We start from the raw sequence: 14307 nt of genomic DNA on the forward strand, positions 1-14307 counted from the left end.
CCGCGAGCGCACGCGTCCCGTTCCACTCGACGGGACATCGCTAGGCGAACCGGTCGATCTCCGTCACAGTCGGACCTGCACGAGGACGTGCACAGAACAAGAGGAGAGTCCCATGAGCACAGCCCGCTCGACGCGCCGAGGCCTCATGGCCGCGTCGGTGCTCGCAGCATCCGCCCTCGTCGTCACCGGCTGCGCCGGCGGCGGCGATCCCGAAGCGACCGACGATGCGGGCGCTTCGGAGAACAACCCCGTCACCCTCACCGTCGCGACGAGCCAGAACGAGCAGACGCCGAACTACTTCTGCGGCGTCGAACTGCTGCAGCAGCGGCTCGAGGACGCCGACATCGGCTTCACCGTCGAGCTCTACCCGGCGAGCCAGCTCGGACCCGACGCGGACCGTTTCCCGCAGGTTCAGGCCGGTGACATCGACATCGACCTGCAGGGCGCATCCGCGCTCAGCGCCACGTACGAGCCGATCGGCGTCGTCGACGCCGCGTACGCGTTCAACGACGTCGAGCACGCGTTCCAGTGGATCGACGAGAGCTCGGAGGAGCTGTTCACCGGGTTCCACGAGGCCACCGGCGTCAACATCGTCGACGGCTGGTTCTTCGGCAACCGCACCTTCACGACCAAGGACGTCGAGGTGCACGGCCCCGATGACCTGGAGGGCGTGCCGATCCGCTTCCCGAACTCGCCGATCTTCCTCGCGAACGCGGAGGCGCTCGGCGTGACCAACCCCGTCTCGGTCGCCGTCGAGGAGGTGTACACGGCCCTCCAGCAGGGCATCGCGGTGGGCCAGGAGAACCCGATCGTCGCGACGCGCTCGTCGAGCTACGACGAGGTCCTGAACACCGCGATCCTCAACGACCACAACGTCGGCATCCACTGGATCCTCGTCAGCGACAAGACGTACGAGAAGATGAGCGAGGAGCAGACCGCACTGCTCGAGGAGACGATCCACGAGATCCGGCCCGAGAACCGCGACTGCGTCGACGAGGCGACCGAGGAGATCCTCGACGAGTACCGCGCGAACGACGCATTCACCGTCGTCGAGCAGGAGGACATCGACATGGATGCCTTCATCAGCCAGGCCGAGGAGTTCTTCGAGGGCTACTTCACCGGTGAGAACCTCGCGGCGTACCAGGCCATCCGCGAGACCGCCGGCTGAGTCCGGCGCAGCGCCGTCTCCGGCGCCGACGAAGGGGGTGGGTGCCTGCGCACCCACCCCCTTCGCGGTGCGGTCAGTGCAGGCCCTCGGCCGTCATCCGACGACCCAGGGTGAGCGCCGCGGTGCGCAGGGCCGGCGCCACCCGGTCGCGGAAGCCGTCCGAATCCGATCCCGACACGCCGATCGCGGCGATGGGCGCACCCGAGTGGCCGAGGACCGGGCTCGCGGCGGACGCCCGGCCGGGCACGCCCTCCCCCGCCTCGGCGGCCACCCCGAGACGCCGCACCTCGGCCAGTTCGCGCCGGAGGGCGGGTGCATCGACCCGGTGGGCCGACGTGCGCCGCTCGAGCGCTCGCTCGACCACGCGATCGACGACCTCGGGCGGCGAGAACGCCAGGATCGCCGTGCCGAGTGCGGTCGAGACCGCCGGAAGACGGCCGCCGATGCGCGCCGGCGGGGTGGATGCCTCCGCGCCGCGCACGAACGCGATGCAGACGACCTCGGCGCCCTCGAGGATGGCGAGGCTCACCGTGTGCCCGGTCGCGTCGCGCAGGTCGGCCATCACGGGCAGGGCGACCCTGCGGAGCCGCCGCGGATGCTCCACGCCCTGGGCGAGCTCGAAGAGGCGGACGCCCAGGTAGAGCTTGCCGCCGTCGCGATCGAGGAACCGCTGCGTCACGAGATCGGCCGCGATCCTCGAGACGGTCGACTTCGGGAGGTTCGCACGCCGGGCCAGTTCGGAGACGCCGAGCCCCTCGTCATGCTCGCCGAAGGCCTCGAAGACGGCGGTGACCCGGTCGAGCACGCTGACCGAATCGGTCCAGTCGGCGGTGCGCACGGCTCAGGCCGCCGCGAGTCGTCGACTGACGGACGTGCCCGCCGCGCGCACCAGTGGCGCCACACGGTCGGGATCCATGGCACCGCTGGGGCCGGCGATGGAGATCGCACCGAGCACGACCCGGCCGCTCGTGATGACCGGGCTCGCGACGGCGAGGATGCCGGGGTAGGAGACCTCCAGGTCCATCGCGACGACCGACGCGCGAACGTGCGTGAGCTCGTCGCGGAACCGATCGGCGGCCTCGTCGACGAGCGGCGCACTGATGCGGTCGACGACGCGCTGGTCGGCGCAGAAGGCGAGGAAGGCCTTGCCGCTGGCGGTCGTGAGCGCGGGCGAGTGCATGCCCGCGCGCGTCGGGAGCATCGGGAGCCGGCCCGGGACGGCCGCGATCGACACCATGTCGGCGCCCTGCTGCACCCAGAGCCCGACGCGCTCGCCGGTGACCTCCCGCAGTTGGCGGATGACGGGAGCTGCCGCCCCGAGCAACCGGCGCGGCAGGCTGGCACGCGCGCCGAGCTCGAAGAGCCGCAGGCCCAGCGCGACGCCGTCGTCGGTGCGCTCCAGGTAGCGCTGGGCGGTGAGCTCGGCGACGAGGCGCGAGACGGTGGACTTCGGCAGGCCGCTCTTCGCGGCGAGGTCGGTGATCGTGGTCGAGCCGTCGCCCTCCTTGACGGCGTCGAGGATGGCGACGACGCGGTCGAGCACGGAGGCCGGCCCGCCCGAGGGCGCGGGGCTCGTGTTCCATTCGGCGAGACTCGTCATCGAGCATCCCCTCCCAGCGGCTTGAATCGTCGTCGATCGCCCTTCGATCCCGAACGTACTAGTTAGTACAGACCTATGCAATGCTGTTCTCGAAATGCGCGGACACCGATGACGATGCCCCCAGGAAGGCGCCATGCCCAGCTCGACCGGACGCTACCTCGTCGGCCTGATCGGCGAGGGCATCACCGCGTCCCTGACGCCGGCGATGCACGAGGCGGAGGCCGCTGAGCTGGGGCTCGACTACGAGTACCGCACGTTCGACCTGATCGAGCTCGGCCGGCCCGCCGGGGATGTCGCCGCGATGCTCGCCGAAGCCCGCGCCGGCGGCTTCGCCGCCATGAACATCACCCACCCCTGCAAGCAACTGGCCGCCGAGCTCGTCGATGAGCTGGACACGGATGCCGCCCGGCTCGGCGCGGTCAACCTCGTGGTCTACGGTGAGGCCGGACTCGTGGGGTACAACACGGACTGGATGGGATTCCGCGACGCCCTCGCGAACGGGCTGCCGACGGCATCGCTCGAGCACGTCGTGCAGGTCGGCTGCGGGGGCGCGGGCGCGGCGACCGCGTACGCACTGCTCGCGCAGGGCGCGGAGCGGCTCGAGCTCTCGGATGTCGACCCGGCGCGCGCCGAGGAGCTCGCCTCGCGCATGCGAACGCACTTCCCACGCCAGGCGGTCGAGACGTCACCCCACGACGACCTCGCCGCCGGCATCGCGCGTGCGAGCGGCGTCGTGCACGCGACCCCGCTCGGAATGCTGCACCACCCCGGCCTCGCGTTCGATCCCGACCTCCTGCGCGAGGACGCGTGGGTCGCGGACGTGGTCTACCGTCCCCTCGAGACCGAGCTCGTCCGGCGCTCGCTCGAGCGGGGGCATCCGGTGCTCGACGGCGGCCGCATGGCCGTCGGCCAGGCATGCGCTAGTCTCCGAATCATCACTGGCACCTCGCCGGATCGCGGCCGCATGGAGCACCACTTCCGTGCGCTCATCAGTGCCGAGGAGCAGTCCGCCGCCGGAGGGAGCCCGCAATGACCGACCGACTGGGCGACGTGCGCGACGGCGGGTTGACCGAGCGGGCCATCCGCACGCAGGGCGACATCCTCGAGGTGGCCACCGCCGAGTTCGCGGCGAACGGCTTTGCGGGCGCCCGCGTCGACGAGATCGCCGCGCGGACCCGCACGACCAAGCGCATGATCTACTACTACTTCGGCTCCAAGCAAGGGCTGTACCTCGCGGTCCTCGAGCGCGTGTACGCGCAGATCCGCCAGGTCGAGCGCGGCATCCAGGTCGACGAGATGACGCCCGATGAGGCGCTGCGCACGCTCGCCGAGGCGACGTACGACCACCACACGACGCACGAGGAGTTCATCCAGCTCGTCAGCATCGAGAACATCCATCGCGCCGAGCACCTGCGGCAGTCCGAGACGATCCTGCGGGAGAACGCCACGGCCATCACCCTCCTCGAGGAGGTCATCGAGCGAGGCGTGCGCGAGGGCATCTTCCGAGGCGACGTCGACGCCGTCGACGTGCACATGATCATCAGCGCGTACGCGTGCTTCCACGTCGCCAACCGGCACACGTTCGCCGCGATCTTCGACCGGGACCTGCTCGAGCCGGCGCGCCAGGACGCGCACCGGCGGCTCATCGGCGACCTGGTCGTCGCGACCATGACCGACCGCAGCCGGAGCGGCGGCAACGGCAGCACCGGCCGAGTCGGCTGAGCCGGCTGAGCCGGCTGAGCCGGCTGAGCCGACCGAGCCGACTCGCGCTCAGCCTCGGGGCGGACCGTCCCCGCCGAGCCGCCGGCCGAGCCGGAACGCCGCGTCACGGACCGCGGCGGCGGTGGCATCCGCATCGAATCGGTCGGTGCGACCGGACACCGACAGGGCAGCGACGAGCGCACCGGAGGGCGCGAACACCGGGCTCGCCGCGCAGGACACGCCGACGGCGAACTCCTCGACGTCGACGGCGATCCCGCTGCGCCGGACCGCGGCGAGCTGTCGGCGCAGGGCGTCGGGAGCGGTGATCGTCCGGGGCGTCAGCGCCGTGAGGCCGGCGGCCACCGCCTCGTCGACGCTTGCGGCCGACGCGTGCGCGAGCACGGCCCTGCCGAGCGCGGTGGCATGGATCGGGAGCCGCCCGCCGATGCGCGCGATCGGCTGGGCCGGCGCGTTGCCGCGCATGACGGCGATGCACACCATCTCGTGGCGGTCCCGGATGGCCAGGTGCACGTGACCGCCCGTCCGATGGCGGAGCTCGGCCATCACTGGCAGCGCGGCGGCCCGGAGGTCCCGCGGCTGCTCCGCGAGCTGGCCGAGTTCGAACACCCGGAGCCCGAGGCGGAGGTGCTTCCCGTCGCGCTCGAGGTAGCGCTGGCGCACCAGCGTCGCGACGAGCCGCGAGACCGTCGACTTCGGGAGGCCGGCGCGCAGGGCGAGCTCTGAGATGCCGAGCCCGCGGTCGTCATGGTCGAACGCCTCGAGGATCGCGGTCATCCGGTCGAGCACGCCGACCGCGTCGGACGCGGAGCCGCCCCGCATCGGTCAGGCCACCTGCGACGCCAGCCGGTGCGTGAGCGCGAGTGCCGCGTGCCGCACCAGGGGCATCATCCGATTCGCATCCATGTCCGACACGGGGCCGGCGACCGAGATCGCCGCGACCGGCACCCGCTCGGGCGACAGCACGGGGCTCGCGACGCCCACCACGCCGGGGAAGGTCTCGCACCGGTCGATCGCGACCCATTCCATGCGGATCGCCGCGAGCTCCCGCTCGAAGGGCCGGCGTCGGTACCGGTCGATGCCCGTCATGACGCCGGCGAGGGCCGACTCGTCCTCGGTGAACGCGAGCACCGCCTTGCCGAGCGCCGTCGTGATCGACGGCACGCGCACCCCCGCGCGGGACGGCACCGGTCGCAGTCTGCCCCGCACGGAGATGACCGAGAGCATGTCAGGGCCCTCCTGGACGGCGACGTTGAGGTGCTCCCCCGTCGCGTTGAACAGTTCGGCCAGCACCGGCAGTGCCGCGAGGCCGAGGCGCCGCGGGGTGCTGGCGCGCACCCCGAGCTCGAACAGCCTGAGGCCGATCACCACGCCGTCCTCTGCGCGCATCAGGTACCGCTGGCGCACGAGGTCGCCGACCAGCCGCGAGACGGTGGACTTCGGGATGCCGGTGGCGAGCGCGATCCGGGTGATCGTGGTCGCGCCGTGCGCCTCCCGCACGGTGTCGAGGATGGCGAGGATCCGGTCGAGCACCGACACCGGCCCGTCATGGGGAGCGGATCGCATGACGGCAGTATGGGTGCACTCCGATGGGGCGGCGGCGGCTGGTCCATTCAGTGGAACGCGGTCGCCGGCGCCGGCCCAGCGCATGGGAGGGGCCCGATCCCCGCCGGCTCGGCGGAATCGGGCCCCCGGGTGTTCAGGAGCTGGGGCGTCCTCCTGAATGGGCGTCAGGCCGCGCAGAACGGCTTGATGCCCATGGCACTCTCGATTCCCTCCATCACGTGCTGCCGGAACAGGTCGTCACCCGGCAGCGGGGCATCCGTCCACGCCGCGACGTCGTGGCCGAGCGTCGTCAGCCAGGCTCGGCCGCCGTCGTAGTAGTGACACCAGCTCACCGGATGCGACTCCCCGTGGCCGGCCGGAGTCGCCTCGCTCGTCGCCTGGTCGACCTCGAGCAGGACGTTGACGTAGCTCGGGTAGGGCACGAGGTTGTACCACTCGTCCTTGAACGCCCAGGTCTCCGGCATGAACGAGGTCGACACGTCGTCGCCGTTGATCCGCTCGACCGTGCCCTCGCGGTTCGGGCCGTGGTTGTAGAAGTTCGCCCCGCCCAGCAGGCCCTCGTAGTACGGCCAGTGGTACTCGGCGCCGAAGGCGTTGTGGATGCCGACGAAGCCGCCGCCGCCGCGGATGTACTGCATGAGGGTCGTCTGCGCGGTGTCGTCGAGCGTGTCGCGGTTCGAGCCCAGGAAGACGACCGCCTGGTAGTTCCCGAGACGGCTGAAGCTCGCGAGGTCCTCGGTGTAGTCGACCGCGATACCCCGCTCCTCGGCCCAGGCCTTGAGCGAGGCCTGCGCGACGTTGTCGGCGTTCAGCGGCGGGTTGAGGCCCGGCCCGAGCGGCGTGCCGAGATGCGCGTGACGCGGCCCGGCGGTGCGGCTCCAGACGAAGATGCGCTTCTGCTCGCCCTCGACCCATCCGTTGCCCCACTCGTGATAGCACTCGGGGTCGGTGCCGCGGCACACGCCGTAGTCCTTGATCTCGTCGAGGTAGATCTCCTCGGCCGTCACCTTCTGGCCGCCGTTGCCGGGTCCGTTCCCGTTGCCGCGGCCGTCTCCTCGGTCGGTGCCGAGAGCCGTTCCCCCGAGCGCCAGGCCCGCACCGAGCGCTGCCGCGGCGACGAGCGCGGCTCCGGAGCGTATGAGCGATTTCATGTGATCTCCTTTGATCGTTCGTGCTGACCTCGGGTGCGCCAAGCGCGATCGGCCCGGGGCTGGTGCGAATCTAGGCGGGCCCGGAGCCGGCGGGCAAAGGCCGTTCCACCCAGTAAGCCGGGCGGGCGTCGCCGTGGACACGGGACCGGGTGGTGCCCTTCACTGGTGACCGGAGGAGCGATGGACGACGGACGACTGCTCGTGGTCTGCAAGGACGACTGCGCGCTCGAGGTGATCGACCTGGAGACGGCGACCGTGGTCGGCACGGTGGCCGCCTCGGGCGTCGCGCCGCACGAGGTCGTCGCGACCGGCGACGGAGCCCTCGCCTACCTGCCCGTCTACAGCGATGCCCCGGTCGGTTCGCCCGGCACCGACGGCCGGCGCGTGGAGGTCATCGACCTCCGCACGTTCGAGCGGATCGGCGAGATCGCGCTGGACTTCGCGTCGCGCCCCCACCAGGCGGGTCTGCTCCCCGACGGCCGCCTCGTCGTCTCCACGGAATCGGATGACTCGGTCACCGTGATCGACGGGCGGACTCGCGGCGTGCTCGCGCGGCTGCCGACCGGCCGGCCGGAGTCGCACACGTTCGCCGTCAGCGCCGACGGGCGCCTGCTCGCGACCGCGAACGTCGGCGCAGGGAGCGTCAGCATCATCGACGTCGCGTCGGGCACGCTGCGCGGGGTCGCGGATGTCTCGGCGAAGGTGAACCGCATCTGCCTCGAGCCCGAGGGGCGGTTCGCCTTCACGGCCGACCAGACGGCGCCGCGGATCGCCGTCGTCGACACGGACCTCGTCGAGCGGGTCGCCTGGATCGACCTGCCGGCGATCGGGTTCGGCACGGCGGTGACGGCCGACGGCTCGCGCCTCGTCGTGGCACTGAGGAAGGCCTCGGAGATCGCCGTCGTCGATCTCGCATCGGGTGGGATCGTGCACCGGATCCCCGCGCCCGACCATCCGCAGGCGATCGTGCTGCACCCCGACGGAACGCGCGCGTACTCGGCGTGCGACGCCGCGCGATGCGTCGTCGAGGTCGACCTCTCGGCGGGCCGGTCGCTGCGCCGCATCGAGACCGGCCGGAATCCCGACGGGATCGCGTGGGGTCGGAGCCCGTCCTCGGGCCGGGGCATCCATTCGGGGCGGGGCGTCACCCGCTGAACGCAGAAGTCCCGGTCTCTGGCGAGACCGGGACTTCGAGTGGTGGTGGCACATTCGGGAAATTCGGAACGCCCTATGGTTGCTGGGCACTTTCAACGTCGGTGTATCGGCGTTCCAGGCTAAGCGTCGTACTTTTCCAGCAGCATTTCCCGCGGGGCCCGCGCTCCTCCCAGCACGCGTGCTCAAGTGCGGCACCGGTAGCAGTTCGCGACCAGCACTACGTGTGTCGTCCTGGTACGGCGAACAACTCGGTTTCGTCGATAAGGAGTGCCTCGCACATCGATGACAGGTGTTGAGCATCGATAGCCCGCATCATGCTGAAGAGCGAACGAATAACTGCGGTGGCCTCGCTCGGATCAACCATCGCAGACACATTGCCTTCTTCGTTGTGCGAGTATGCGTGCAAATACCGCTCCACATGAGTTCGGATCGCCGGGCTAGCAACCTGCTGCATGCCGTCCCTCATCCCCGCGTGGAAATCGCCAATGTGCTGCGGATACCGAAAACTCAGAAATGCCTCCATCATCTTTCGGGCGGCATTGGGCGCAAGGGCAAGCAGGTCCATTCGTTCAGCGAGGCTCACCTCAGAGGACGCTTCGATGACTGCTGTCGCCACCCGCGCGAACAGGTAGTGGTAGAGCGAACGGAGCCGCCTGCTCTGTTTGTGATCCTCAGTCCAAGGATCTAGCTGCGGAACGCGACGGGGAGGTCCTGATCGTTGAGGGCGATACCTCATCCTGATCTCATGAACCGTGTAGCCACCCTGAATGTGTCTTCGCGCATTGTCCAACTGGATGATCCACTGGCGGAAGAGCTCGAAATTGTGAGTGAACAAGATCACTTGGCTTGCGAAGGAATCGCTCACGAGTGCCGACCACAGGAAGGACGACACCCCGAAAAGGATGCTGTCATCAAGACTCGAGACAGGGTCGTCGATGACCACGATCGGCTCATCCCCTGGCGAAACCTCCCGTCGAATACTGGCGAGGAAGTGCAGAAGCGCGATTGCAGTGCGTTCGCCCTCGCTCAGGTGCGTCGCGGGTGCTCCCTCTCTCTCGATCCGATAGTGCTTGCCATCCTCGGTGGTCTGGAACTGCAGGTCGCCCCGCCCAAGCAACCGCTCAACATCACGGGTTAGCACTTCCGCTGTCGGCACCGGATCCGCGCTGACGTTTTGAAGGGCAATGATCCGCTGAGTGAGCGCGCCGAGCTCTTCCGAAAGCCGAGTAGCGGAAGTCTCCTTCGCTTCCAGCTCTTCGACTCGAGAGTCGTACTCGTCCGCGAATGCCAACACCCGAGCGAGTTCGACACGACGAGCAGCCTTAGACGCCGACGAATCGTGCTCCTCTCGTCGGGTTGAGTGCTGCTGAACAACGGCTTCGATCTCAGCACGCGGTGGGGGTTCAAGTTGAAGATCCACTGGAATGCTGAGCTTTTCGAAAGGGTTGCCCCGCTTTGCATGTAGCAATGGGACCAACGCCGCAACACTCGCTGAGTACTGGTCATGAGCGTCTCGGTAGTTGCTTCGCGCTTCACGCAGCGCGCCCGCAAGATCGGGATACAGCTCACCATCTCCCGGAATCGCGGACGCAACTTGCTGAGACGACTCCACTGAAGAAGTGAGTGCCGCAACCGTGCGGTCGACTCGATGCTGAAAGGCCGTGAGTGCGTCATCGAAATGCGCAGCAAGCAGTTCGCGTCGCGACGCACTAATCTCGTGTCCGCAGAACAAGCAGGTGTCCCGGTCGCTATGTAGCGGAAGCCCTGCCTGCACCCAATCGGCGCGATCTGGGTGCCCGCGTAGCTCTTCCAGCGCGGTCACAGCCACGTGCTCGGCGATCAACGCCTTCACAGCCTCAAGAGTTGCATCGTCACTGAGCTCCGGAGGGAACGGGATGGGTGGGACTGACCGCATCGGACTCGAGTTGGCAAGAGCCCGGTCCGCTGCGATGTCCTTCGACGCTCCCTCAAATGCAGAACGGTCGCCTTCAAGCAGCTTTCGAACGTTTGCCTTGGTGTACGTATTTGTAGCCCGGTACGTAGCGATCGGCGACTGCCGTAGGTCTTCCACTATCTCGCCGGCGAGTTCCGTCATTCGACGCTGTAAGAGCCGATCCGCCGCATTCGCCTCTGCGCGCGCATCGGCCGCCTGCGGAATGAGGTCCAGCTTCCGCGCCTCAGCATCCCGAAGCTCGTTCTCCGCGTCAACGTTGGGCTTACCCAGCGTTAGGAGGCTGTCCGACCTTGGACCCTCGTCGTCGTCGAATCGAAGGTTGTCGCGGACGTAGTCAGCGTTGAACACTCGAACCCGGCTCCAGAATTCCGGGTCCAATTCTGTAACCGTGGTAGCGACGCCGGCGATTTCGACTTCAAGCTGAACTGCCGCTCTGACAGGAACAGTCTCTGGATCAGAACAGTCACGGAACAGACTCGCCAGCGTGCTCTTGCCACTCCCGTTCGTTCCGTAGAGGACGTTCACTCGCCCAAGTTGTTTGGCAGTACCGTCGTCCGACCACGATCGAAACGCTCGGTAATTGCCGATCTTTGCGATACGCCGGATCGATGCCTCAGCCATGGGCATCCGGCATCATCGCGTTCGTCGCTGCGGGCCTCGTCGAGGCGAGGCTTGCGTTACGGAACGCCACGAGGACGTCGGCTGGCAAGCGCCCCCGCACGCCAACAACGTAGCCGTTCTGCGCCGCCCAGGCACGAACTGCGGCCGGTGATGCGGTGGGAAGCGCCACGGCCACGTCGAAGCGAGCAGCAGTGGCATCCGTTCTCCCGAACTCGACGGAGGGGACCTCCGAGGCTTGGAGTCCTTGGACCGCCGGCTGCAGATTCGCAAGCAGCACCTCGAACACGTCGGGGTGGACGACCCGGGTACCGACTTCGGTCGCCTTCGCGAGTTTGCCGCCTGCGAACGAACCGTCGGTCACTAGCATCGCGGTCATGCGCGAGACTCCCCCAACAACACGGACGCCGAGTTCCTCGGCGCGCTTCTCGAGCCGGTCGCGTTGAGCGTCGTCGCATCCGGTGAAGACGACTTTGTCACCGACGCGAAGTGGCTCGCCGTGAGCCCAGTCGTCGGGGAGCGGTTGGAGGCCTGCGCTCATTCGGGCTGCTCGTGCAGCATCAGCATGTTTGATGGTCTCGACAACAACAGCTTTCGGGACGCCCACAAGTTCGGCGAGGGCGTGCAGCTCTGCACGCTCGACTTTGGAGACGTGTCCGTCATCGAGTGCCCTGTGCGCGAGCGCAAGGATGAACGCTCGATGGGTGGCCGCGACATCCGCATCGCTGAGTCCGTATGTCGCGATCAGATCGGTCAGTTGTTCCGCTTCGGACGCTGTGAGCTCGCCGTCCTCGAGGCACTCGAGGAGCGTCTCTAGGTATGCAGTTGTGCCTTGAGGTGCGCCTTCGTCGAGGACCTCGAGCAGGCTCAAAGCCGTCAGTTGCTTGATGAGTGGTGCTTGCTTTGGCAGGGACGAGGTGAAGCGAATTGGTCGACTATTGATGGGTCTCGCCGCCGGGCGACGGCGAAGGGTGGGCGGTCGGCTCGGGCCCTGCGGCCATGCCACCGTGCGCGCCTGCGCTGGAAGCAGCAGGAGATCGGGGTGGACCGACGCACCCGTGCCTTCTGCGAGGTAGCGACTCATGAGGCCCGCAGTAGCGCGAGCGTCGCCGAGTGCGGAGTGCGCGTCCTCGAGCGCGATGCCTGCCGCCCAGCAGCAGTCGGCGAGACCGCGGCGGTCGAGGTTCGGCATGTAGTGGTGGCTCGCGTGCAGGGTACAGAAGGACGGCAGGGCGGGCACATCCCATCCGGCTGATCCGAACTCGGCCTGAAGGAACGCCAGGTCAAACGGGGCGTTGTGCGCCGCTAGGGGCAGGCCGGCAAGACGCGAGGCAACTGTCGGCGCGAAGTCACGGAAGAACGGTGCGTTCGCGACATCGGCGTCGGTGATGCCGTGAATGTGCGTGGCACCGACCGGTCCCTCGGGATTGAAACGCGACGTCCATTCGTCGACGATTCGTCCGTGCGCATCGACATGAACGACGGCGAGTTCGATGATCCGGTCGGTTCGCGGCGACAGCCCCGTGGTCTCGACATCAACGATGGCAAACGTGGGCGAGCTGCTCTGAACCCGAGGCTTCGATTGGAACGACTGCGGCGCCTCTGCACTCGTTGGGGATGTGTTGGTACGTCGGCCAAAAAGCCGGTCAAGGAGACCCATTGAGTACTTTCTTCGTTGAGGACAGCCTGCTCATCGTGGCATAGGCAGGGCTCGCGCCGCGGGGTTGGACTGGCCCCCGTTCTGGGGCAATTCGGATGTAACTGGAAGACCTGCCTAGCCCTAACTCCGAGCTCCGAGCAACTCTTCGAGCGGCAAGGTCGTGAGGTCGCATTGCTGGCGTTCTGGTGCCGACTCCTCCCGGAGCGTACAATCGAACACACGTTCGAACCTCGGAGTCGCCCATGCAAGTCCTCACCGATCCCGTCGCCGTGTGGTTTGCCCCGAGCGGCGCACCCGTTCGGATCTTCTGGCGCGGCCGCCGCTGGCGCGTGTCGGACACCGCGACGCCGCTCAGCGCGGAACCTGAGTTCGTACCCGGCACCATCACACATCCGCCGGCGAACTGCGTCGGCTGGCGCTTCCAAGTGACCGACGCCAACGGAGAGACCCATGTCGTCGACCTCGTGGGTGCGGATGCTTCGTGGACCGTCACCCGCGCGTACGAATAGTCCGCAACGTCTGCCCAAGATGGCGGATCAGGGCCTAGTCGACGACCAAAGTCATCGGCCGCACCGTGTTATACATCGGCCGAGGTATAACGGCGGCTGCAGGCCGGATGGATTCAACTACGGCGGCCGCGGCTCGATCGGGCGGCGCTTACGCGCGACCTTGCCCAGGAGCGTCGCGCGATCCTGCGCACCCCTCAGCGGAGCGCTCCGTGGCCCGTGATCAGCCTCGCTGGCATCCGCTCTTGGCGGCCGTTGAAGGCCCCGTCGGCACGTGGCGAATGATCGACTCGACCGGTCGGGAGTACGGCATCGTTCGATTGGTGCGACTCGACGGAACTCCTCGGTACCGAGCCGAGCTCGCTGAGGTTCTGCTCGGGTACGGCGGCACGCTGCGCAGCTCTTGTGAACAGGTCCACGCTGCGTTCATCCGAGCGCACGGCCCTGGAAGTGAGGCGGGTAGATACCCGGACTTCCGCGTGGTGCGATGAGGCAACTACCGGAGCTGCCGGCGTCGGATTCATCGAATCGGTCTGATACGTCGGCCAGATGTATAAGACCGATTTCGGGACGGGCGGCTCGCTGGCTTCCCCCGAAACTCACGAAGCGCGCCGCCGGTCTATCGGAAGGCAGCGCTCCGGATCGACTCGGGACACGGCGCTGAGCGAGAACCACTCAGGACGAGACGGTTCGTTCCCTCGAGACAATTCCGGCTGCAAAGCGACGATCATCACGAGCGGCGTGCCGTACCGCGTCACGATAACGGACTGTCCCGTTCGAACGACCTCGTCGATCAGCCTCGAGAAGTTGCGGCGGGCGTACGTGATGCTGACCTCTTCCAAGGTCACCTCCCTCCGCGATCTGGCCGGGTCGTTCGTCATGTACGGTGAGTGAGCTCTTGCTCGAGAGCACGCACCAAGACGGAGCCGCTCGTTGCCTCCAACGCGATGCGCTCGTCAAGACGTTGGCCACGAAGACCTGAGCGTGTTCGCGTATGAACAGTTGTACGTTGAGCAAGTAGTCCGTCTCGAACGACCGTCGGTCGCGAATTCGGCGTGCACGCCCGAAGCAATCGACCCACCAGTCAGCTTGATCGACAACGCGAGGTTCCAGCATGCCTGGCGTCACGGCATCCGCCCGGATTCGTGCGCGGAACCCTCCTATGAAGGTTGAGGCTCGCTCGTATCGACGGCTGAGCTCTGCAGCACCC

At 67.8% G+C, this 14307-nt stretch carries 13 protein-coding genes; 5 read left to right on the top strand and 8 right to left on the bottom strand.

Annotated elements, in window-relative coordinates; genetic code table 11:
* Positions 1–112 precede the first annotated feature (112 nt).
* Positions 113–1168 (top strand): TRAP transporter substrate-binding protein DctP, encoded by a 1056-nt coding sequence (gene dctP, locus GE115_RS12410; RefSeq protein WP_153685110.1) that lies wholly within the window; start codon positions 113–115, stop codon positions 1166–1168.
* Positions 1169–1241: 73 nt separating this feature from the next.
* Here dctP and GE115_RS19270 read toward each other — a convergent pair whose 3' ends face one another.
* Both GE115_RS19270 and GE115_RS12420 read right to left on the bottom strand, forming a co-directional pair.
* Entirely contained in the window at positions 1242–2006 is a 765-nt protein-coding gene (locus GE115_RS19270) for an IclR family transcriptional regulator (RefSeq protein ID WP_153685111.1), read from the bottom strand.
* Positions 2007–2009: 3 nt separating this feature from the next.
* Complete coding sequence (locus GE115_RS12420) at positions 2010–2768, bottom strand: IclR family transcriptional regulator (protein ID WP_172979889.1); 759 nt, start codon at positions 2766–2768, stop codon at positions 2010–2012.
* A 133-nt stretch (positions 2769–2901) separates the two neighbouring features.
* On the opposite strand from GE115_RS12420, the gene GE115_RS12425 reads away from it, so the two are divergent.
* Both GE115_RS12425 and GE115_RS12430 read left to right on the top strand, forming a co-directional pair.
* Positions 2902–3801, top strand: a complete 900-nt coding sequence (locus GE115_RS12425; RefSeq protein ID WP_153685113.1) for a shikimate dehydrogenase — start codon at positions 2902–2904, stop codon at positions 3799–3801.
* The gene (locus GE115_RS12430) at positions 3798–4490 is read left to right on the top strand and encodes a TetR/AcrR family transcriptional regulator (RefSeq protein WP_153685114.1); all 693 of its coding nucleotides are present in this window, start codon (positions 3798–3800) and stop codon (positions 4488–4490) included. Before GE115_RS12425 ends, GE115_RS12430 begins: the two co-directional genes overlap by 4 nt.
* 48 nt (positions 4491–4538) lie before the next feature.
* Here GE115_RS12430 and GE115_RS12435 read toward each other — a convergent pair whose 3' ends face one another.
* The 3 genes from GE115_RS12435 to GE115_RS12445 form a co-directional block, all read right to left on the bottom strand.
* Complete coding sequence (locus GE115_RS12435) at positions 4539–5309, bottom strand: IclR family transcriptional regulator (RefSeq protein WP_153685115.1); 771 nt, start codon at positions 5307–5309, stop codon at positions 4539–4541.
* A gap of 3 nt (positions 5310–5312) precedes the next feature.
* On the bottom strand, positions 5313–6053 hold the full coding sequence (locus GE115_RS12440) for an IclR family transcriptional regulator (RefSeq protein ID WP_172979891.1): 741 nt from the start codon (positions 6051–6053) through the stop codon (positions 5313–5315).
* Positions 6054–6217: 164 nt separating this feature from the next.
* Positions 6218–7204: a ThuA domain-containing protein gene (locus tag GE115_RS12445; RefSeq protein ID WP_153685117.1), complete on the bottom strand. Its 987-nt coding sequence runs from the start codon at positions 7202–7204 to the stop codon at positions 6218–6220.
* A 165-nt stretch (positions 7205–7369) separates the two neighbouring features.
* Here GE115_RS12445 and GE115_RS12450 point away from each other — a divergent pair, with 165 nt between their 5' ends.
* On the top strand, positions 7370–8359 hold the full coding sequence (locus tag GE115_RS12450) for a beta-propeller fold lactonase family protein (RefSeq protein WP_153685118.1): 990 nt from the start codon (positions 7370–7372) through the stop codon (positions 8357–8359).
* Between the two features lie 217 nt (positions 8360–8576).
* Here the strand turns inward: GE115_RS12450 and GE115_RS12455 are convergent, their stop codons facing one another.
* Both GE115_RS12455 and GE115_RS12460 read right to left on the bottom strand, forming a co-directional pair.
* Positions 8577–10934, bottom strand: a complete 2358-nt coding sequence (locus GE115_RS12455; RefSeq protein ID WP_172979892.1) for an AAA family ATPase — start codon at positions 10932–10934, stop codon at positions 8577–8579.
* Positions 10927–12591 carry an exonuclease domain-containing protein gene (locus GE115_RS12460; protein ID WP_153685120.1) on the bottom strand — a complete coding sequence of 555 codons (1665 nt, stop codon included), beginning with the start codon at positions 12589–12591 and terminating at the stop codon, positions 10927–10929. Before GE115_RS12460 ends, GE115_RS12455 begins: the two co-directional genes overlap by 8 nt.
* A gap of 242 nt (positions 12592–12833) precedes the next feature.
* Between GE115_RS12460 and GE115_RS12465 the strand changes: the two genes are divergently transcribed.
* On the top strand, positions 12834–13100 hold the full coding sequence (locus tag GE115_RS12465) for a hypothetical protein (protein WP_153685121.1): 267 nt from the start codon (positions 12834–12836) through the stop codon (positions 13098–13100).
* 596 nt (positions 13101–13696) lie between these two features.
* On the opposite strand, the gene GE115_RS19370 is transcribed toward GE115_RS12465, so the two are convergent.
* Positions 13697–13978: a type II toxin-antitoxin system Phd/YefM family antitoxin gene (locus GE115_RS19370; protein WP_153685122.1), complete on the bottom strand. Its 282-nt coding sequence runs from the start codon at positions 13976–13978 to the stop codon at positions 13697–13699.
* Between the last annotated feature and the right edge of the window lie 329 nt (positions 13979–14307).

The sequence above is a fragment of the Agromyces agglutinans genome (assembly GCF_009647605.1).
Taxonomy (GTDB): domain Bacteria; phylum Actinomycetota; class Actinomycetes; order Actinomycetales; family Microbacteriaceae; genus Agromyces; species Agromyces agglutinans.